Below are 20,660 nucleotides of genomic sequence, written 5' to 3'. Positions count from 1 at the left end.
GAGTCCCGCCGCTGAGAGAGCCCCCACCCCGACCCTACCCCGACCCTCCCCCGCAAGGGCGGGAGAGGGAGCACAGCGTGCTTGCGTCGACACCTCTACCGTCCAGCCGCGTAACCCTGCATGCCCCTTGGATTGGCGGCGGCACGGCGTCGGCGGTCGAGTTTCGAGGCCGCGGTGAGGCGTCCTTCCGACCAGGCGGGGCCGGTCTCGACGATATGGCCACGTTTGGTCAGGACATCGACGGTCGCCTTCGGCACGCGGTCTTCCACGACCAGTACGCCGGGCCGCGAGGTGCGCGGCCAGAACGAAATCGGGAAATGCTCGGAATGCCATGCCGGCGCGTCGATGGCTTCCTGCAGGTTCATGTTCGCGTGAACGTGGCGCAGGAAGAATTGTGTGGTCCACTGGTCCTGCTGGTCGCCGCCGGGCGACCCCCAGGCCATGTAGGGCTCGCCGTCGCGCAGGCACATGCTGGGCGAGAGCGTGGTGCGCGGACGCTTGCCCGGCGCCAGTGCGGCGGGGTGATTTTCCTCGAGCCAGAACATCTGGGCGCGGCTGCCGAGGCAGAAGCCGAGTTCGGGAATCACCGGCGATGACTGCAGCCAGCCGCCGGACGGCGTCGCCGAGATCATGTTGCCGGCCTGGTCGATGATGTCGAAATGCACGGTGTCGCCGCGCACCTCCCCGAAGCGGCCGACGGTCGGCTCGCCGGCGCCCATCGCGCCGACCGCCTCGCGCTGACCTTCCTGGTGGCGCAGTTTTACCACGGAGCCCAAGCCTTCCACCGATCCGGGCCGGAAATCGAGCGAGGCGCTGTCTCTCGAGATCAGCTTGCGGCGCTCGTCATTGTAGGCGTCCGACAACAAGGTCGCGATCGGGATCTCGCTGAAGTCAGGATCGCCGTAAAACTTCTCGCGGTCAGCGAAGGCCAGTTTGGCGGCTTCGGTCCACAAATGAATGAACTCCGGTCCCGCCGGATCGAGCCCGTCCAGTTCAAATCCCTTCAGCAGCGCGAGTTGCTGCAGCATGACCGGGCCCTGGCTCCAGACGCCGGGCTTGCAGACGGTGTAGCGGCCATAGTCGTAAGTGAGCGGCGCTTCGACTGATGGCTGCCAGCGCGCCATGTCGTCGGCGCGCAGCACGCCTCTATGCGGCGAGCCGCTGACGTCCATGACGTCCTGGGTGCGGCAGAATTTATCGATCGCCTCGGCGACGAATCCTTTCGACCATGCGCGCCGCGCCGCTTCGATCTGCGCGACGCGGTCGCTGCCGACGCTTTCGGCTTCCTTCAGGATGCGGGCATAGGTTTCCGACAGCGTCTTGTTGGTGAACAGCGTGCCGGGTTTCGGCACTTCGTTGTTCGGAAAATAGACCGCGGCGGACGTCTTCCAGTGCGTACGGAACATTTTCTCGACGGTCTGGATGGTCGCGGCGGCGCGCTCCACCAGCGGATAGCCGTCGCGGGCGTAGGCGATGGCGGGCTCCAGCACGTCGCGCAGCCGCAGCGTGCCGTAGTCGCGCAGCAGCAGCATCCAGGATTCGAAAGTGCCGGGCACGCAGGCGGCCAGCAAGCCGGTGCCGGGCACCATCTCCAGCCCCTCGCTGCGGTAGTGCGCGATGGTGGCGCCTGCCGGGGCAGGGCCCTGGCCGCAGATCACCTCGGTTCGCGCGCGCTTGACGTCGTGGACGATGATCGGAACGTCGCCGCCCGGCCCGTTCAGATGCGGTTCCACCACCTGCAGCGTGAACGCGGTGGCGACACCGGCATCGAAGGCATTGCCGCCTTTTTCCAGTGTCGCCATGCCGACCGCGGTGGCGATCCAGTGGGTGGAGGTCACGACCCCGAAGGTGCCTTCGATTTCCGGCCGGGTGGTGAAGGGATCGGGATTGATGTTGCTCATGGGAATCCATCGGTTCGCTTAAGCCGCGCGGCGCGCGCACTTGAACACAGCGGAGGCGGGCTGCCAACCAAGCCGGAATGCATTGCTGCTGCCACCCCTGCGATCAGGCTGGCGTTGTGGCGCGCGCCGGATCGTTGACGGCGTGACAGGCGACGCCGTCGATCAGCGCGGGTGCGACCTTGCGGCAGAGGTCGAACACCAGCGGACAGCGCGGGTTGAAGGCGCAACCGGGCGGCGGATCGATCGGGTTCGGAATTTCGCCTTGTACCGGGATCCGCTGCCGGCCGGACATGGCGAGATCGGGAACCGCGCCCAGCAGCATCCTGGTGTAGGGCATTCGCGGATTGTTGAAGAGTTCGCGCCCTTCGGCGATCTCGACGATGCGGCCGAGATACATCACGCCGATGCGGCTCGCCATGTGCCGGACCACGGCGAGGTTGTGGCTGATGAAGAGATAGGTGAGGCCGAACTTGTCCTGCAGGTCGCGCATCAGATTGAGGATCTGCGCCTGCACCGAGACATCGAGCGCCGAAGTCGGCTCGTCGCAGACGATGAACTCGGCTTCCGATGCCAGCGCCCGCGCAATCGCGATCCGTTGCCGCTGCCCGCCGGAGAACTCATGCGGATATTTCAAGGCATCGTCGGCATGCAGGCCGACGAGCGACAAGAGCTCGCCGACCCGCGCCTGGATGTTGCGCTCGCCCTCGATCAGGTCGAAGGCGCGGATCGGTTCGGAGACGATGGCGTCGACCCGGAAGCGCGGATTGAGGCTGGCATAGGGATCCTGAAAGATCATCTGGATGCGGCGGCGCAACTGCTGGCGCGCCTGCAATTGTCTGGCGTCGCTCATCGACACCCCGTCGATGATGACCTCGCCCGAACTCGGCGGCAGCAGTCCCACCACCATGCGGGCGACGGTGGTCTTGCCGGAGCCGGATTCGCCGACCAGGGCAAACGTCTCGCCCTTCCTGATGTCGAAGGTGACGCCGTCCACGGCCTTGAGAAATTCGAGATGGCCGCCCTCGATCACCCGGTTGAGCCAGGGTTTCGAGACGTCGAATACGCGGCGCAAATTCCTGACGTCGATGAAGGGGGCTGAGGTCATGCCGCGGTTTCCGTCGCGGCGGTGTCGTAGAGATGGCAGGCCACGGACTGGGAGCCGTGCCGGATCGGCTCCGGCCGCTCTACCCGGCAACGATCGAACGCGAAGGCGCAACGCGGATTGAACGGGCAACCCGGCGGGATCGCCGACAGCCGCGGCATCGAGCCGGGTATCTGGACCAGGCGATCGGTGTCGCTGGCGAGCGTCGGGATCGCGCCCATCAGGCCCTTGGCATAGGGATGCAGCGGGTTCTGCACCACGTCCAGCACCGGCCCGATCTCGGCGACGCGGCCGGAATACATCACCGCGACGCGGTCGGAGGTCTCCGCGATCACGCCCATGTCATGGGTCACCAGCATCACCGCGGTGCCGTGGTCGCGCCCGAGCCGCTTGATCAGCGAGATGATCTGGGCCTGTACCGAGACGTCGAGCGCGGTGGTCGGCTCGTCGGCGATGATCAGTTCCGGCTCGGCGCAGATCGCCAGCGCGATCACGACGCGCTGGCGCATGCCGCCGGAGAATTCGTGCGGATAGGCGTCGATGCGTTTTTCAGGAGCGGGAATGCCGACTTCGGCCAACAGGTCGATGGCGCGCTTGCGCGCCGCCGTTTCCGACAGATTGAGATGGGTCCTGATGGTCTCGACCAGCTGGTCGCCGATCCGGTACAGCGGATTGAGGCTGGTGAGCGGGTCCTGGAAAATCATGCCGATGCGTTTGCCTCGCACCCGGCGCAATTCCTCCGGCGGCAGATTGTCGATCCGCATGCCCGACAGATAGATCTCGCCGCCGGCGATGCGGCCGGGCCGGTCGATCAGGCCGATCACCGCGAGGCCGGTGACGGATTTGCCGGCGCCGGATTCGCCGACCACGCCCAGCACCTCGCCCTTGGCGATGTCGAACGACACCCCGTCGATGGCGCGCAAGATGTCGCGGCGGGTGACGAACTCCACCTTCAGATTGCGCACGGAGAGAACGGGTTCGGTCATGCGACTTCGGCATCGGCCTTGAGGCCGACCCTGATGAAGAATGAACAAACACCGGTGTCATCGCCCGGCTTGACCGGGCGACCCAGTATTCCAGAGACGGTCATGGTCAACGCGGAGGCCGCGGCGTACTGGATCGCCCGGTCAAGCCGGGCGACGACAGTCTTGTCGTGTTGGGCGTCTTGCCAAGCCCAGGTTCTTCCGATGGCAAGCATGGGGTTCGCCACGTCCATCATCGGAGTTTCGGGTTGAGCGCGTCGCGCAGCCAGTCGCCGAGCAGGTTGATCGCCAGGATCAGCGACGCCAGCGCGAGGCCCGGAAACGCCACGATCCACCATTCGCCAGCGAACAGATAATTGTTGCCGATCCGGATCAGGGTGCCGAGCGAGGGCATGGTGTCGGGCATGCCGACGCCCAGGAACGACAGCGTGGCCTCGGTGATGATGGCGAGCGCAAGGTTGATGGTGGCGATCACCAGGATCGGCCCCATCGCGTTGGGCAGCACATGGCGCAGCATGATGACGGGTGCCGACAAGCCGATCAGCTGCGCCGCCGCCACGTAGTCCTTGTTCTTCTCCACCATCACCGACCCGCGCACGGTGCGGGCATAGTGCACCCAGGAACTCAACGCGATCGCGAACACCAGCACCGCCAGCGTACTCATGGCATCGAGGCGATTGCCGAATACCGACTTGGCGACGCCGTTGATGAGGAGCGCGATCAGGATGGCGGGGAAGGTCAGCTGCACATCGGCAATCCGCATGATCAGACCGTCGACGGCGCCGCCGACATAGCCGGCGATCAGTCCGAGGAGGATGCCGAGCGTGCCGGAGAGCAGCACGCTGAGCACGCCGACCGTGAGCGAAATCCGCAAGCCGTAGAGAATCGCCGAAAATACGTCGCGGCCCTGTTCGTCGGTACCGAGCAGGAACGGGCTTTGCCCATCCGCGGTCCACAGCGGCGAAATCCGCGAATTCATCAATTGAAGTTGTGCCGGATCGAACGGATTCTGCACCGCCAGAAGCGGCGCCAGCAGCGCCAGCAGAAAGAACAGCAGCGTCACGGCGGCCGCGACCATCGTCATTTTCGAGCGCCGGAACGAATAGAACACGTCGCTGTCGAGGGCGCGCTTGAGCCAGCTGCTGCCGGCATGCGGGTGCGGCACGCCCGGTTCGGCTGGATGTGGCGCGACGGCGTCTGTCATCAACGGGATCCCGGGTTCATGTCGGGCGGCGGAGGGTGGAGCGCAGGCGCGGATCGACCACCGTATAGAGGATATCGACCACGAGATTGATGGTGACGAAGATCAGCGACACCATCAGCAAGTAGGCGGCCATGATCGGAATATCGACGTTCTGCACGGCTTGTACGAACAACAGTCCCATGCCCGGCCACTGGAAGACGGTTTCGGTAATGATTGCAAATGCAATAACCGCGCCAAACTGCAGGCCGGCGATGGTGATCACGGGCACGAGCGTGTTCCGCAGCGCGTGACCGAAATGGACCGCCCGCGTCGTCAGGCCGCGTGCCCGCGCAAAGCGGACATAGTCGGTGCGCAGCACCTCGAGCATCTCGGCCCGCACCAACCGCATGATCAACGTCATCTGGAACAGGCCGAGTGTTATCGAAGGCATGATCAGGGCCTTGAGGCCGGAAATCGTCAGTAGCCCGGTGGTCCACCAGCCCAGCCGCACCACCTCGCCGCGTCCGAACGACGGCAGCCAGCCCAGCACCACCGCGAACAGGTAAATCAGCAGGATGCCGATCAGGAAGGTCGGCAGCGAGATTCCGATCAGCGACACCGCCTGGAATACCTTGGCCAGAAACGTGTCGCGTTTCAGCGCCGAATAGACCCCCATCAGGATGCCGAACACCATCGCGAAAACGGTGGCGCAGGCGGCGAGCTCCAGCGTCGCCGGCATCCGCTCCATCAGCAGGGAAGAGACCGGCTGGCGAAACTGATAGGAGACGCCGAATTTGAACTGCGCCGCGTTGCCGAAATAGCGGGCGAATTGCAGCACCACCGGATCGTCGAGCCCGAGCGACTTGCGCACGGCCTCACGTTCGGCGGCCGGCGTATCCAGCGAGACGATCTGGTTGACCGGATCGCCCGCGAAGCGAAACATCGAGAACGAGATGATCCCGACCGCGATCATGACGCCAATCGCCTGGATGGCCCGGCGAAGAGTGAAAGCGAGCATGTGTTCCTTTCACTTGACGTGCGATGGGCGGGCGTCAGCCCAAAATCAACGGTCCCGGAAGCGGGAAGCCACCGGGACCATGAACTCGGGACCTTCTAGTCCTGTTTGGTTGCCCAATACAGCATGACCTGATTGTCGGCACGCTGCGTCAGCTTCACCTTCTTCGATACCCCCCAAGCCAGCGCCTGCTGATGCAACGGGATATAGCCGAAATCCCTGGCGCCGATTTCGAACGCTTCCTTGATCAGGAGATCGCGCTTGGCGTTGTCGGTCTCCAGCAGCACCTTGTCGGCGATGGCGTCCAGCTTCTTGTTGCAGTAGCCGCCGAGATTGGCCTCGCCGCGGTTGGATTTCGGATCGTCGCGGCATCCCATGATGTCGTGCAGGACGTTGTGCGCGTCCGAGGTACCGGGCGTCCAGCCCAGCAGATAGAACGACGTCTGGTAGCCGCCGGGTTTCAGCACCTTGGCGAAATACTGCGCCTTGGGCTGCGCCAGCAGATTCACCTTGACGCCGATGCGCGCCAGCATACCGACCACCGCCTGGCAGATCGCGGCGTCGTTGACATAGCGGTCGTTGGGGCAATCCATCGTGACTTCGAAACCGTCGGGATAGCCGGCCTCGGTCAGGAGCTTCTTGGCGCCGTCGGGATCGAATTTCGGACGGGTGAAGTCCTTGGAAAGCGGGAACAGCTGCGGCGCGATCATCAGGGCCGACGGCGTCGAGAGGCCGCGCATCACGCGGTTCTTGATCAACTCGATGTCGACCGCCTTGAAGAAGGCCTCGCGGACCTTGATGTCCTTGAACGGGTTCTTGCCCTTGATGTTCGAATACAGCAGTTCATCCCGGACCTGATCCATGCCGAGAAAGATCGTCCGCAGCTCGGGGCCCTTCAGCACCTGTGCATTGGGGCTGGAGTCGACGCGGGAGATATCCTGCAGCGGAACCGGCTCGATGACGTCGACTTCGCCGGATAGCAACGCCGCCACACGTGTGGCGTCGGAGCCGATCGGCGTGAAGATGATCTCCTTGAGATTGTGCTCGGGCTTGCGCCAGGCGTTCGGATTTACCTTGAACACGGTCTTGACGCCGGGCTGGTGGCTTTCGACGGTGAAGGCGCCGGTGCCATTGGCGTTGAGCGAGGCAAAACTCGGCGACGTCGCCGCGGCCGGCGTCGGCGCCGCCGCGTTGTTCGCTTCGGACCATTCCTTGTCCATGATGTACCAGGTATCCCATTGCGAATTCAGAATGGGATTTGGCGAGGTCAGGATGAAGTCCACGGTATGGTCGTCGACCTTGACGACCTTGGCATCCTTGGCAATGCGGGTCTGCAGGTTGGAGCCGGCGGCCCTGACGCGGTCTGCCGAGAACACCACGTCGTCGGCGGTGAAGGGGTTGCCGTTCGAGAACTTGACGTTCTTGCGCAGATGGAAGCGCCAGCGTGTCGGCTCCGGGGTCTCCCAGCGTTCGGCAAGGCCGGGAATGATCTTCAGGTCCTTGTCGCGCGCGATCAGGCCTTCATAGACCTGCCCGATATGGGCGTGGGTGGTGCTTTCGTTGAGGGTATAGGGGTCGAGCGATTTGAGGTCGCCCTGGTTGGCATAGCGCAGGGTCTGGGCCGATGCCGGAGCCATCGCCAAAGCGACGATCGAGAAGCTGGTCGCTGCGAACAAGGATTGACGTACCGACATGTGTCAGGGTTCTCCGCTGTGGCGCGTTGTTCATGGCTGCAATCATGGCAGCTGTGGCTGATCCATTGTTGCCAGAGTTTGGCTGCCGCGCAAGCGCGATTTCCCCTGATCAGGCCGGTTTGCGCGCCGCTACCGCAATGGCTAGCTTCAAGGTAAGCAGGCGGAACAAGAACGTAACATTCAGCTTTCGGAGTGCCGTGATGGCGGAATTCAAGGCCGATGTTCTCGTGCTGGGTGCGGGCATGGTCGGCGTCGGCGCTGCCCTGCATCTGCAACAGCGGGGGCGCGATGTCGTTCTGGTCGACCGGCACGAACTCGCCGGGGAGGAAACCAGTTTCGGCAATGCCGGAATGATCGAGTGCGCGTCGGTGTTTCCCTATATGTTTCCCCGGGATTTCGGACAGATTCTCCGCTACGCCCTGAACAGGGCGCCGCAGGTACGCTACAGCCTCGCCGACCTGCCGGACTTCCTGCCGTGGCTGGTGCGCTATTATCTCGCCTCCGCGCCGGAGCGGGCGCTTCGCGGTGCGCTGGCGGTGATGCCGCTAATTCGCCGCAGCCTGGTCGAGCATGAGACGCTGATGGTTGAAGCCGGCGCGTCGGAGTTGTTGCGGCGGTGCGGCTGGATCAAGATGTATCGCGAGGATGCGACGCTCGCCAATGCGCTGCGGGATTTCGAGCGGGCGAAGCAGTACGGGGTCGAGGGCGAAATCCTCGACAGCAAGACGATTATCCAGCGCGAGCCTCACCTCAGCGGCGAATTCGCCGGTGCGATCCATTTCACCGAACCCGGCTTCGTGCTCGATCCGGGCGGGCTGGCCAAGGCCTATGCCGAGCTGTTCCACCGCAAGGGTGGGCGCTTTATGGTTGGCGATGCGCAGACCCTGGAACAGGAACCCGGCGGGCGATGGCAGGTCGCGACACCCGTGGGCAAGGTGAGTGCACGTGAGGTCGTGGTGGCGCTCGGGCCGTGGTCCGATTTGGTATTCGGCCGCCTCGGTTATTCGATCCCGTTCAACGTCAAGCGCGGTTACCATCTGCACCTGGCGTCGCGCGGCAATGCCGTGCTGCATCGTCCGGTGCTCGACGCTGACAACGGCTATGTGCTGGCGCCGATGAACCGCGGCATTCGCCTCGCCACCGGGGTCGAGTTTGCCCGTCGCGATGCGCCGCCCAGTCCGGTCCAGCTGGAACGGGCGCTGCCACTGGCGCACCAGCTGTTTCCGCTGGGAGAAGCGATCGATGCAAAGCCCTGGAAGGGCGCGCGGCCGTGCCTGCCGGATATGCTGCCGGTGATCGGCAAGGCGCCCCGCCATGCCGGGCTGTGGTTCGATTTCGGCCACCACCACCACGGCCTGACGCTGGGTCCCGCGACCGGCCGCCTGCTGGCGGAGATGATGACCGGGGAGACGCCGTTCGCCGATCCCACGCCCTTTGCCGTCGAGCGGTTCGGTTGACCATAGTTGACCAAATCTGCCGAATGTAGCCCCGGGACGCCTCCCGGTCCGGTCAGGCCGCTTGCGCCGCGCCGCCTGTCGCGGCGATACTGTGGCAAGCTGTCGAATAGCGGTCAGGAGCCGACATGAAGGTTAACGTTGAAATAGATTGCACGCCGCTCGAGGCCCGGCAGTTCTTCGGGCTTCCGGATGTGCAGCCGATGCAAACCGCGGTCATGGACAAACTTCAGCAGCAGATGCTGGCCAACATCGAGAAGGTTTCGCCGGAAGCGCTGATGCAGAGCTGGTTCACCTTCGATCCGAAAATCGCCGAGCGGTTTGGCGACATGTTCGTGACCATGGCGGGCCTCGGTGGATCGCGCGCCGCCGACAAGAAGTAACGTGGCGATCGACCGCGGCGATACGCCCCCGGCGGACCGGCTTCGTCCGCCCGGACTCGGGCTGCTGCTGGCCGAGGCGAGGGGGATCTTCGAGTTCAACTTCAGCCTGCTGCTGTCGCCGCTGCTGATGCGCGCACCGCGAGGCGACGGCCATCCGGTGCTGTTGCTGCCCGGGTTTCTCGCCAGTGACCTGTCGATGGCCCCGATGCGCAGATACCTCAGGGAACTCGGTTACGACGCCCATGCGTGGCGGATGGGCCGCAACCTTGGTGGCGTGACACGGATGCGGGCCGCGCTGCGCGACCGCCTGGCCGAAATTCATGCCGCCGCCGGCCGCAAGGTCAGCATCGTCGGGTGGAGCCTTGGCGGCGTCTATGCGCGCGATCTGGCTCTGCAGGCGCCGGAGATGGTGCGATGTGTCGTGACGCTGGGAAGTCCGTTCGCCAATGATGTCAGGGCGACCAACGCGACGCGGCTCTATGAGGCGCTGTCAGGTGAAGGTGCGGAAGACAATCCGGAGCTTCGTGCCGCGATCGCGGGCGATCTGCCGGTTCCGGCCACGTCGATCTATTCGCGCACCGACGGCATCGTGAACTGGCGCACCTGCCTGCTGACCCCGTCCGATACCGCTGAAAATATCGAGGTCCATCTTGCCAGCCACGTCGGGCTCGGCGTCAACCCGGCCGCCCTGTGGGCGGTCGCCGATCGGCTGGCCCAGCCCGAGGGCGAATTCAGGCAATTTGACCGATCGGGGCCGTTTGCCATTGCATATGCGCCTCCGGAAAATGCACAATCCTGACTAATGTCCCGGCAACAGGGGCGGTCTGAAAGACAAAGAAGCGCCACCAAGGCGTCACGTGATCCGCGGGAGGGAACAAACATGAGTGACGCCAAAAAGCTGACATCGATGGACGCGTCGTTTCTGTATCTGGAAACGCCCGAGATGCCGATGCATGTCGGGAGCATGGCGATCTTCCGCCTGCCTGACGACTACAAGGGCGACTTCTTCGAGGACTTCAAGTCGATGATCGCCTCGCGGCTGCACATCGCGCCGATCCTGAAGGCCCGCCTGGAAAAGGCGCCCCTCGACATCGACCATCCCTCCTGGGTCGAGGACGACCAGTTCGATATCGACCGCCATATCTTCCGCGGCAGCCTTCCGGCGCCGCACGACCGCGCCACGCTGGAGCGGATCGTCGGATGGATGCATGCCAAGCTGCTCAACCGCGCCCGTCCGCTCTGGGAGTTCTACGTCTTCGAGGGCATGAAGGACAACGAGATCGGGCTCTATTCCAAGATGCATCACGCCTGTATCGACGGCGGCGCCGGGGCGGCGCTGACCAGCATGATCTACGACGTGACACCGATCCCAAGGACGATCGAGCCGCCGACCGCGCGGGCCAAAACCGGGCAGGAGCCGCGCGATATCGCCGCCAATTTGATCGATTCCTACCAGGCGCTGTGGCGTCAGCCGTTTGGCGGCGCAGAGGCGCCGAAGAGCATCGACCTGCCGCGCTCGGGCAAGAGCGATCTCGGATCGATCCTGTTCGACAACGCCATGTTCCAGATCGAAAGCGCCGTGAAATTCGCCGGCAGCATTCCCACCCTGCTGAAAAGCGTCTCCGACGTGGTCGGCAAGATTTCCGATCCGAAATCGCGCGACAGCATGGCCGGCATGGTGTCGCCGTCGACCATCCTGAACAAGGCGATCTCGTCGGAACGCAGCTTTGCCGGCGTTTCGATCTCGCTGAGCCAGGCCAAGGCACTGGCCAAGGCGTCCGGCGGCAAGCTGAACGACGTGGTGCTGGCGCTGTCGTCCGGTGTTGTCAGGCGCTATCTGCTGCAGCAGGGCGCGCTGCCGGCCAAATCGATGACGGCCGCGGTACCGATCTCTTTGCGCGAGGAGGGCAACACCGATTCCAACAATCAGGTGTTCGGCATGATCTGCTCGATCGCCACCAATATCGAGGATCCGAAGGCGCGGCTGGAGGCGATCATCGCGCAATCCACCAAGTCGAAGGAGATGTCGCATCCGCTGCGCGCCCTGATGCCGCAGGTGTCCAACATCTCGATGCTCGGCGCGCCGATCCTGGTGCAGATCCTGGCGCTGCTGTACAGCCGCTCCAACCTGTCGGACGTGTTGCCGCCGGCGGCGAACATCACGGTTTCCAACGTGCCGGGCCCGCGCCAGACGCTGTATGCGGCGGGTGCGGAATTGCTGCACATCTTCCCGGTGTCGATCTCGACCCATGGCCTCGCGCTCAACATCACCGTGCAGAGCTACCGCGACCAGCTGGATTTCGGCTTCATCGCCGGCGCCAACATCATTCCCCATGTTCAGGTTCTGTGCGACATGCTGCCCGGGGAGTTCGCTGCCCTCGAGGCTGCCTTTGCGCCACCGGCCGAGTTCAAAAGCGCGGCAAGCTGAAGCCAGGTATCCGAGTATCAGAGTGAGACACCAATGATGATAGAGATGCCGCCGCTGCAGTTCGCCCAGACCAACGGCATTCGCATGGGTTACTACGAAGCCGGCCCGAAAACCGACGCGCCGCCGGTCATCCTCTGCCACGGCTGGCCGGAGATTGCGTTTTCCTGGCGCCATCAGATCAAGGCGTTGAGCGAAGCCGGCATCCGGGTGATCGCGCCCGATCAACGCGGCTATGGCGCGACCGACCGGCCGGAGCCGGTCGAGTCCTATGATATCGAGCACCTCACCGGCGACCTGATCGGCCTGCTCGACCATCTCAAAATCGACAAGGCGATCTTCGTCGGCCACGACTGGGGTGGCTTCATTGTCTGGCAGATGCCGCTGCGGCACATCGATCGCGTCGCCGGTGTGGTCGGCATCAATACGCCGCATACCGGCCGGGCGCCGTCAGATCCGATCGATCTGCTGCGCAAGCGTTTCGGCGAGCACATGTATATCGTCCAGTTCCAGGACCCGGCGCGCGAGCCCGATAAGATCTTCGGCAGCCGGGTCGAGCAGACCTTCGATGCCTTCATGCGCAAGCCGGTGCCGCGCGGCAACGCGCCGGCGGAAGAAGTGGTCGCCGGCGTCGGCGCGTCGCCGCGGCTGAATCTGGCGTTCCCGCAGATGATCGCGGCCTATGACGCCAAGCACGACCCGCGCACGCCGATCCTGTCGCCGGAAGAGAAGAAGGTGTTCGTCGACACTTTTACAAAGTCCGGATTCACCGGCGGCATCAACTGGTACCGCAACATGTCGCGCAACTGGCAGCGTTCGGCCGACATCGACCATACCGTGCGGGTGCCGTCGCTGATGATCATGGCCGAGAACGATCACGTGCTGCCGCCGTCCTCGGCCGACGGCATGGAGAAGATCATTCCCGATCTCGAAAAATACCTGGTTCGCGACAGCGGCCACTGGACACAACAGGAAAAGCCGGACGAGGTCAGCGCCAAGCTGATCGAATGGCGCAGGAAGCGGTTTGGGTGACAAGCGGCACCGGCCTCTCATCGTCATTGCGAGGAGCCCTTGCGACGAAGCAATCCATTCTTCCTTTCTGTTGCACGATGGATTGCTTCGCTTCGCTCGCAATGATGTTGTGAGGGCGGTGCGCCACTAAAGTAAGATCAGCCAGGGGAAACTATCGCGATGGCGTCGACCAACAAACTGAGCCCGATCCCGCATCCGCCGAAGAAGCCGGTGGTCGGTAACATGCTGTCGCTGGACGCCAACGCGCCGGTGCAGCATCTGGTGCGGCTGGTCAAGGAGCTCGGGCCGATCTTCTGGCTCGACATGATGGGCGCGCCGCTGGTGATCGTCGCCGGTCACGATCTGATCGACGAACTCAGCGACGAGAAGCGGTTCGACAAGGCGGTGCGCGGTTCGCTGCGCCGGGTCCGCGCGATCGGCGGCGACGGCCTGTTCACCGCCGACACCACTGAGCCAAACTGGAGCAAGGCGCACAACATCCTGCTGACGCCGTTCGGCAACCGCGCCATGCAGTCCTACCATCCCAGCATGGTCGACATCGCCGAACAGCTGGTGAAGAAGTGGGAGCGGCTGAACGGCGACGAGGAAATCGACGTCGTGCACGACATGACGGCGCTGACGCTGGATACCATCGGCCTGTGCGGATTCGACTACCGGTTCAATTCATTCTACCGGCGCGATTACCACCCCTTCGTGGAATCGCTGGTGCGCTCGCTCGAGACCATCATGATGACCCGCGGCATTCCGCTGGAGAACCTGTGGCTGCAGAAGCGCCGCCGCGATCTCGCCGCCGACGTCGCCTTCATGAACAGGATGGTCGACGAGGTCGTCGCCGAGCGCCGCAAGAACGCCGAGGCCGCCGAGGGCAAGAAGGATATGCTCGGCGCCATGATGACCGGCGTCGACCGCGCCACCGGCGAACAGCTCGACGACGTCAACATCCGCTACCAGATCAATACCTTCCTGATCGCGGGCCATGAGACCACCAGCGGCTTGCTGTCCTGCACGCTGTATGCGCTGCTGAAGCACCCCGACGTGCTGAAGAAGGCCTATGAGGAAGTCGACCGGGTGCTCGGCCCCGATACTGACGCGCGGCCGACCTATCAGCAGGTCACGCAGCTCACCTACATCACGCAAATTCTGAAAGAGGCGCTGCGGCTGTGGCCGCCGGCGCCGGCCTATGGCATCTCGCCGCTGAAGGACGAAACCATCGGCGGCAAATACCAGCTCAGGAAGAACACGTTTATCACCGTGCTGGTGATGGCGTTGCACCGCGACCCCAGTGTCTGGGGACCCAATCCCGACGCCTTCGATCCCGAGAATTTCAGCCGGGAGGCCGAGGCGGCGCGTCCGGTCAATGCCTGGAAGCCGTTCGGCAACGGTCAGCGTGCCTGCATCGGCCGCGGCTTCGCCATGCATGAGGCGGCGCTGGCGATCGGCATGATCCTGCAGCGCTTCAAGCTGATCGACAACCACCGCTATCAGATGGTGCTGAAGGAGACGCTGACCATCAAGCCCGACGGCTTCAAGATCAAGGTGCGTCCGCGCACCGATACCGAGCGCGGCGCGTTTGCCGGCCGCGCCACGGCGACCGCGGCGGTTTCGACCGGTGCTGCGGCGGCGCCTGCGCGCACGCGCCCGAGCCACAACACGCCGCTGCTGGTGCTCTACGGATCGAACCTCGGCACCGCCGAGGAACTGGCGATCCGGGTCGCCGACCTCGCCGAGGTCAACGGCTTTGCCACCAAACTCGCGCCGCTCGATGATTTCGCAGGCCAATTGCCGGAACAGGGCGGCGTGCTGATCTTCTGCGCGTCCTACAATGGCGCGCCCCCCGACAACGCCACCCGGTTCGTCAAATGGCTCGGCGGCGACCTGCCGAAGGATGCCCTTGCAAAGGTGCGTTACGGGGTGTTCGGCTGCGGCAACAGCGACTGGGCCGCGACCTATCAGTCGGTCCCGCGGCTGATTGACGAGCAACTGGCGGCCCATGGCGCGCGCAGCGTATATCCGCGCGGCGAAGGCGATGCCCGCAGCGACCTCGATGGCCAGTTCGAGAGCTGGTTCGCCAAGGCCGCACCGCTGGCGATGAAGGAATTCGGCGTCGATTCGAGTTTCAGCCGCAGCGCCGACGACGAACCGCTGTACCGGATCGAGCCGGTGGCGCCATCGGCGGTCAATGCGATCGTGGCGCTGGGCGCCGTGGCGCCGATGAAGGTGCTTGCCAATAGCGAACTGCAGAACAGGACCGGCGCCGGCGCCTCGGATCGCTCGACCCGGCACATCGAGGTGCAGCTGCCTGCCGGCGTCAGCTACCGGGTCGGTGACCATCTCAGCGTGGTGCCGCGTAACGATCCCTCGCTGGTGGATGCCGTCGCGCGCCGCTTCGGATTTCTTCCCGGAGACCAGATCCGGCTGCAGGTCGCGCAAGGCCGCCGCGCGCAATTGCCGGTCGGTGACGTGGTGTCGGTCGGGCGCCTGCTTTCCGAATTCGTCGAGCTGCAGCAGGTCGCGACCCGCAAGCAGATCCAGATCATGTCGGAGCACACGCGCTGCCCGATGACCAGGCCGAAGCTGCTGGCCTATGTCGGTGACGATGCCGCCGCCACCGAACGCTATCGCGCCGACATCCTGACCAAGCGCAAATCGGTGTTCGACCTGCTTGAAGAGCATCCGGCCTGCGAATTGCCGTTCCATGCCTATCTCGAAATGCTGTCGCTGCTGGCGCCACGCTACTATTCGATCTCGTCGTCGCCGTCGGTCGATGCCAACAGCTGCAGCGTCACCGTCGCAGTGGTGGAAGGTCCCGCGAGTTCCGGACGCGGCGTCTACAAGGGCATCTGCTCGAACTACCTCGCCAGTCGCCGCGCGGGCGAGACCATCCACGCCACGGTGCGCGAGACCAAGGCCGGATTCAGATTGCCCGACGACAACAGCGTGCCCGTCATCATGATCGGACCGGGCACGGGTCTGGCGCCGTTCCGCGGCTTCCTCGCGGAGCGTGAGGCGCGTAGGTCCAAAGGCGCCAGCCTCGGTCCGGCCATGCTGTTCTTCGGCTGCCGTCATCCCGATCAGGATTATCTCTATGCGGACGAGCTGAAGGCGTGGGCCGCAGCAGGGATCACCGAACTGCACACCGCGTTCTCGCGCGCCGAAGGCCCGAAAACCTATGTGCAGCATCTGGTGGCGGCGCAGAAGGAGCGTGTTTGGAGCCTGATCGAACAGGGCGCGATCATCTACGTGTGCGGCGATGGCGGCAAGATGGAGCCGGACGTCAAGGCCGCGCTGGTGGCGATCTACCGGGAGCGCAAGGGCGCCGACGCGGAGGCGGGATTGCGCTGGATCGAGGAAATGGGCACCGGCAATCGCTACGTGCTGGATGTGTGGGCGGGGGGATAGCGACGAAGCGCTTTACCCGGCCACACAGCGTGGTTAGAAGTCCGCCATGCAGCCGATCCTCTTTCTGTTCCCCTCCTACCAGCCGACGGTGCTGTTTTGCGAATTGCTGGAACGGTTTCGGCAGATCGACCCATCGCCCATTGTCGTTGTCGATGATGGCAGCGGCCCGGCCTACGACGAACTGTTTCGGCGCGCCGCCCGAATATCCGACACCGTTGTTCTGAAGAACGCCGTCAATCTCGGCAAGGGCGCGGCGCTCAAGCATGGTATCAACCATATTCTGGTGAACTACCCCGATTGCATCGGGGTTGTCACCGCCGACGCTGACGGGCAGCACGCGATAGAAGACATCCTGAATGTCGCGAACGAACTTCGATCGCGGCCGACCGAGGCCATCTTCGGCTCGCGCAGCTTCAAGCGCGACGTTCCCTTCCGCAGCAAGATCGGCAACATCATCTCGCGCTATGTCTACCGTTTCCTGATCGGCCTCAACTTGTCGGACACGCAGACCGGCTTGCGCGGAATCCCGCGGCGGCTCGGCGAACTGAGCTTGGGCATTCGCGCCAACCGCTATGAATTCGAAACCGAGCAGCTGATCATCCTGACCAACGAGCGCATCGGATTTCGGGAAATACCGATCCAGACCATCTACATCGACGAAAACCGGGAATCCCATTTCCGGCCGCTGTACGATTCCCTGAAGATCTATTTTGTCCTGCTGCGTTACGCGCTGGCCAGCGTGGCCGCTGCCGCGACCGACCTGGTGACGTTCTGGATCATCTTCGGATCGACTCAGCAAATCCTGCTGTCGAACATGTCGGCGCGAATGATTTCACTGTGGGTGCAACTGGCCTTGCTGCAGAGTTTTGTTTTCCGCAGAAAGATCAGCGTCAGGATTTTCGTCGAGTACATCGGGCTCGTGCTGGTGTCCGGCCTGATATCCAGTGCTCTGCAGATTCAGTTGCTGCAGCTTGTCAATGTGCCGCTTCTTACCAAGATCGTCGCAGATACCCTTGTGTTTCTGTTCAATTTTCTCTTCATCCGGGATTTCATTTTCCGGCGCTGGAACGAAGCCGCCACCGAGGACTAGGGACGCGCATCCGATACCAGTAACGTCATGCCCGAGCCTTCGACCACTTTCCGGTAGCCGCGCGCCTTGGTCTGCGCGGCTATGAAATCCAGGATCGTCGGATGGGTCAGGTGAGGCGGATAGAGGATGCCGGTGCAGCCGGCTGATTCACTGATTTGCTGCGCAAGTTGATCGGATAGCGGGTCGGCGACATGGAAGAACCGGATCTGGGACAGAAATTTCTGGAAGGCCGCAATCGTGGTGATATAGGCGTCGACGCTGAAGACCGTGCAACCGCGAACCAGCAGTTTCTCCACGTTCTGATTGATCTCGATCCCGAACCCCCGGATCATCTGCTCGTGGGCGAACCGTTGTTTCAGTTTCTCGTCATTGAGTGCCAGCGGTAGCGTCAGAACGACACAAAGCACGGCCACGCCGGCCGCGACGGCGATATCCCGAACATGCCACGGTCGCTCGCCCGTGGCGCCCCGTGCCGTTGTCAATCGGCGCGCCACCGCAAACAGCGGAATGAAAGCGGTGATCAGCAGGAGTCCCAGCGCATTCCGCAGGTCGTAGCTGGCGGTGTTGGCCCACAACCACAGTCCTGCCCCCAGCGGTAGTGCGAGCCATCGCACCCGCGGCAGGAACGGGCACAGCGCAAGGCCGGCGACAAGCAGAATGCGAAACGGCAACGTGAAGTTCGAATTGAGCAGGTTGGCGGCCCGGGAAAGCCTTTCGGACAACTCCGTCACCGGGTAGTGAGGCATCCCCCGGAACGCAAGATGTGAATAATTGATGGCATAGGTGGCGACGAAAATCGCGACCACGCCGATCGCGGCGGCGATGAGCCTGTTTCTCTCGGTGCCCCGGAGATATCTGGCGGCATCGGTACAGGTCGCGATCAGGAGCGCGATCGCCACCAGGCCGTGCATTGGTTTCGTCGCTGCGGCGATGGCGAGAAGACACAGCGACAGCAGCGCCGTGACGATTTTCCGTCGATCGAAATCGCCTTCAGGAGCGTTGGTGAGAAATAGCGCGGTGCCGCCAAGTGCAAAAATCGCGGCGATCCAGTCCGGAAATCCCTCCTGCAGGGTAGATCTGATCCACGGCTCGCGAATTTCAGCCACGAACCAGACGAACACGAAGAGCAGGGACACCGCATAGCGCCAGCTCAGCCGGCCCAGGATTGCCGTCAACAGGACGATGGGGACGGTGATGAGAACGATATAGGTATAAAAAGCAAAATACTGTTCTGCTGACCCGATGAAGATGTAGGTGGCCGCCCAGGTGGTCGGAATGAATTGCGGATAACCCATGGAGCGGACCGGAAACAATCCGTCCGACCAGATCCGCGCCCAGATGTTCCAGTTCACGGGGTCGCTGTTCTGGAAGATGTTGGGAACGCCGTGTTTCCAGATGTTGAAATAGGTGAAGCCGAGCACGACGAGGCTGCCGACCATCCACTTCACGTCCGATAGCAGAAGGACCGATGTGCCCGGCTGGGCCGGCGTTCCCGGCGCTGCGACTTTCCTTGCCATCATGAAGATCAGGGCGGCGATCAGCACGGCCGCGACGACGCGATAGGTCGTGAGCGGGTCGAGATGGAACAGGGCGATCAGCGTCACCAGAGCATGGTTCGCCACCAGGCTGCTGAGGTAGATGGCGAGCCAGCGCTGCGGAAAACCCGGAATATCGAACGCGCGGACAAGCACCAGTCCCGGCAGAACAAAGACGAAGAATATCGCCAGCAACCCATTCACGTAAATGGGGGCGAAGCCAAGAAATCCTGTCATGCCAAGAGCATTTCGTTAATACGCCACCGAATGCCGAAACTACGCCGCCTTCGCCACCGCCCCATGGGCATGTTTGTCGATCGCGTCGATGATTTCCGGCCACATCGGAATCGGCAGCGCGTGGCCCATGCCCTCGATCATCAGCAGCTTGGCGCCCGGGATCGAGGCTGCGGTGTCCTTGCCGCCCTCGGGACGGACCAGCGGATCGACGGTGCCGTGGATCACCAGCGTCGGCGCCTTGACGGCGTGCAGCCGTGGCTTGCGGCTGCCCGAGGCCAGGATGGCGCGGAGCTGGCGGCCGACGCCGTTGGGATTGAGGCCGCGCTCGAAGGTGCGTTCGGCGCGTTCGAGGTCCTTGGCTTCGTCGAGCGGGAAATGGCCGACGCGCAGCACCTTCCAGGTCTGGGCGAAGCGCGTGATATATTCTTCCTTGGTAGTCGGCGGCGGCGCCATCAGCATCGCCGCCGCCTCGCGGGTCGGCGGCGGCACCTTCGGATTGCCGGTGGTCGACATGATCGAGGTGAGCGAGCGCACCCGCTGCGGAAACGAGATGGCGATTTCCTGGGCGATCATGCCGCCCATGGAGGCGCCGACGATGTGCGCCGACTTGATGCCGAGTGCGTCCATCAGCCCGGTGGTGTCCTCGGCCATGTCCCTGATCTTGTACGGCGCGGCCACCGGAATTTTCAGGAACCGGAGTTTCATCAGTTCGAGCAGGGTCAGGCGCTGGCCGCCGCTCAGCCGGCCGGACTTTCCGATGTCGCGATTGTCGAAGCGGATAACGCGAAATCCGCGGGCCGCGAGTTCACGGCAGAACTCGTCGTCCCACAGGATCATCTGCGCGCCGAGCCCCATGATCAGCAGCATCGGCTCCGCGCCGGCGTCGCCGAAGATCTCGTAACAAATGTCGATGCCGTTGGCCCGCGCGATCTGCGGCGGCTGATGGGTTGACGAATTCACGTAATGGGCTCCCTCGAATGGCAAGCGACTGGGAACTCTATGGCACGGTTTTTCGCGCCGCAGAAGGCTCCGGTGCGGCAGGCGGCCTGACAAATCGCACGGGGCGATCAAATCGACGCCGGCGATCAAAATGACGCCGGCGATGTTGACCGCCCTGTCGCAACAGTGTGGTATGGACCAAAAGGCGGGGCGCCAAAGCCCCCGGTGATTACGCTGGAGGGCGCCGATGGCAGACAAGAGCAACGATCCGGTCGCGATGTGGCAGAA

Annotated in this window: 16 protein-coding genes; 7 read left to right on the top strand and 9 right to left on the bottom strand. The window is 63.6% G+C overall.

Going from position 1 to position 20,660, the window contains the following annotated elements; genetic code table 11:
- Nucleotides 1-95 precede the first annotated feature (95 nt).
- From Q7U29_RS11080 to Q7U29_RS11050, 7 genes are all read right to left on the bottom strand, one after another.
- Nucleotides 96-1,901, bottom strand: coding sequence for a gamma-glutamyltransferase family protein (locus Q7U29_RS11080; protein ID WP_304741306.1), 1,806 nt, complete (start codon nucleotides 1,899-1,901; stop codon nucleotides 96-98).
- A 103-nt stretch (nucleotides 1,902-2,004) separates the two neighbouring features.
- Complete coding sequence (locus tag Q7U29_RS11075; protein ID WP_304741304.1) at nucleotides 2,005-3,006, bottom strand: ABC transporter ATP-binding protein; 1,002 nt, start codon at nucleotides 3,004-3,006, stop codon at nucleotides 2,005-2,007.
- Nucleotides 3,003-3,989 carry an ABC transporter ATP-binding protein gene (locus tag Q7U29_RS11070; protein ID WP_304741302.1) on the bottom strand — a complete coding sequence of 329 codons (987 nt, stop codon included), beginning with the start codon at nucleotides 3,987-3,989 and terminating at the stop codon, nucleotides 3,003-3,005. Before Q7U29_RS11070 ends, Q7U29_RS11075 begins: the two co-directional genes overlap by 4 nt.
- Nucleotides 3,986-4,222 (bottom strand): hypothetical protein, encoded by a 237-nt coding sequence (locus tag Q7U29_RS11065; protein WP_304741300.1) that lies wholly within the window; start codon nucleotides 4,220-4,222, stop codon nucleotides 3,986-3,988. Before Q7U29_RS11065 ends, Q7U29_RS11070 begins: the two co-directional genes overlap by 4 nt.
- Nucleotides 4,219-5,190 (bottom strand): ABC transporter permease, encoded by a 972-nt coding sequence (locus Q7U29_RS11060; RefSeq protein WP_304741298.1) that lies wholly within the window; start codon nucleotides 5,188-5,190, stop codon nucleotides 4,219-4,221. Before Q7U29_RS11060 ends, Q7U29_RS11065 begins: the two co-directional genes overlap by 4 nt.
- Before the next feature lie 16 nt (nucleotides 5,191-5,206).
- Nucleotides 5,207-6,187 carry an ABC transporter permease gene (locus Q7U29_RS11055; RefSeq protein ID WP_304741296.1) on the bottom strand — a complete coding sequence of 327 codons (981 nt, stop codon included), beginning with the start codon at nucleotides 6,185-6,187 and terminating at the stop codon, nucleotides 5,207-5,209.
- Between the two features lie 95 nt (nucleotides 6,188-6,282).
- Nucleotides 6,283-7,878, bottom strand: coding sequence for an ABC transporter substrate-binding protein (locus Q7U29_RS11050; protein ID WP_304741294.1), 1,596 nt, complete (start codon nucleotides 7,876-7,878; stop codon nucleotides 6,283-6,285).
- Between the two features lie 200 nt (nucleotides 7,879-8,078).
- Here Q7U29_RS11050 and Q7U29_RS11045 point away from each other — a divergent pair, with 200 nt between their 5' ends.
- From Q7U29_RS11045 to Q7U29_RS11015, 7 genes are all read left to right on the top strand, one after another.
- Nucleotides 8,079-9,335, top strand: a complete 1,257-nt coding sequence (locus Q7U29_RS11045) for an FAD-dependent oxidoreductase (RefSeq protein WP_304741292.1) — start codon at nucleotides 8,079-8,081, stop codon at nucleotides 9,333-9,335.
- A gap of 125 nt (nucleotides 9,336-9,460) precedes the next feature.
- Entirely contained in the window at nucleotides 9,461-9,715 is a 255-nt protein-coding gene (locus Q7U29_RS11040) for a DUF6489 family protein (protein ID WP_304741290.1), read from the top strand.
- 1 nt (nucleotide 9,716) lies between these two features.
- Nucleotides 9,717-10,514 carry a triacylglycerol lipase gene (locus Q7U29_RS11035; protein WP_304741288.1) on the top strand — a complete coding sequence of 266 codons (798 nt, stop codon included), beginning with the start codon at nucleotides 9,717-9,719 and terminating at the stop codon, nucleotides 10,512-10,514.
- Nucleotides 10,515-10,595: 81 nt separating this feature from the next.
- Nucleotides 10,596-12,143, top strand: a complete 1,548-nt coding sequence (locus tag Q7U29_RS11030; RefSeq protein WP_304741286.1) for a wax ester/triacylglycerol synthase family O-acyltransferase — start codon at nucleotides 10,596-10,598, stop codon at nucleotides 12,141-12,143.
- Nucleotides 12,144-12,179: 36 nt separating this feature from the next.
- Nucleotides 12,180-13,172 carry an alpha/beta fold hydrolase gene (locus Q7U29_RS11025; RefSeq protein ID WP_304741337.1) on the top strand — a complete coding sequence of 331 codons (993 nt, stop codon included), beginning with the start codon at nucleotides 12,180-12,182 and terminating at the stop codon, nucleotides 13,170-13,172.
- Between the two features lie 159 nt (nucleotides 13,173-13,331).
- Nucleotides 13,332-16,571 (top strand): bifunctional cytochrome P450/NADPH--P450 reductase, encoded by a 3,240-nt coding sequence (locus Q7U29_RS11020; RefSeq protein WP_304741284.1) that lies wholly within the window; start codon nucleotides 13,332-13,334, stop codon nucleotides 16,569-16,571.
- A gap of 46 nt (nucleotides 16,572-16,617) precedes the next feature.
- Nucleotides 16,618-17,661 carry a glycosyltransferase gene (locus Q7U29_RS11015; protein WP_304741282.1) on the top strand — a complete coding sequence of 348 codons (1,044 nt, stop codon included), beginning with the start codon at nucleotides 16,618-16,620 and terminating at the stop codon, nucleotides 17,659-17,661.
- Here Q7U29_RS11015 and Q7U29_RS11010 read toward each other — a convergent pair.
- Nucleotides 17,658-19,433 (bottom strand): hypothetical protein, encoded by a 1,776-nt coding sequence (locus tag Q7U29_RS11010; protein ID WP_304741280.1) that lies wholly within the window; start codon nucleotides 19,431-19,433, stop codon nucleotides 17,658-17,660. The genes Q7U29_RS11015 and Q7U29_RS11010 overlap by 4 nt on opposite strands.
- Before the next feature lie 39 nt (nucleotides 19,434-19,472).
- Nucleotides 19,473-20,393, bottom strand: coding sequence for an alpha/beta fold hydrolase (locus tag Q7U29_RS11005; protein WP_304741279.1), 921 nt, complete (start codon nucleotides 20,391-20,393; stop codon nucleotides 19,473-19,475).
- Nucleotides 20,394-20,660: the final 267 nt, after the last annotated feature.

Origin of the sequence: Bradyrhizobium sp. (assembly GCF_030654605.1) — a bacterium.
GTDB lineage: Bacteria > Pseudomonadota > Alphaproteobacteria > Rhizobiales > Xanthobacteraceae > Bradyrhizobium.
The sequence above is the reverse complement of the archived record's forward strand: the minus strand, read 5'-3'. Positions and strand labels throughout refer to the sequence as shown.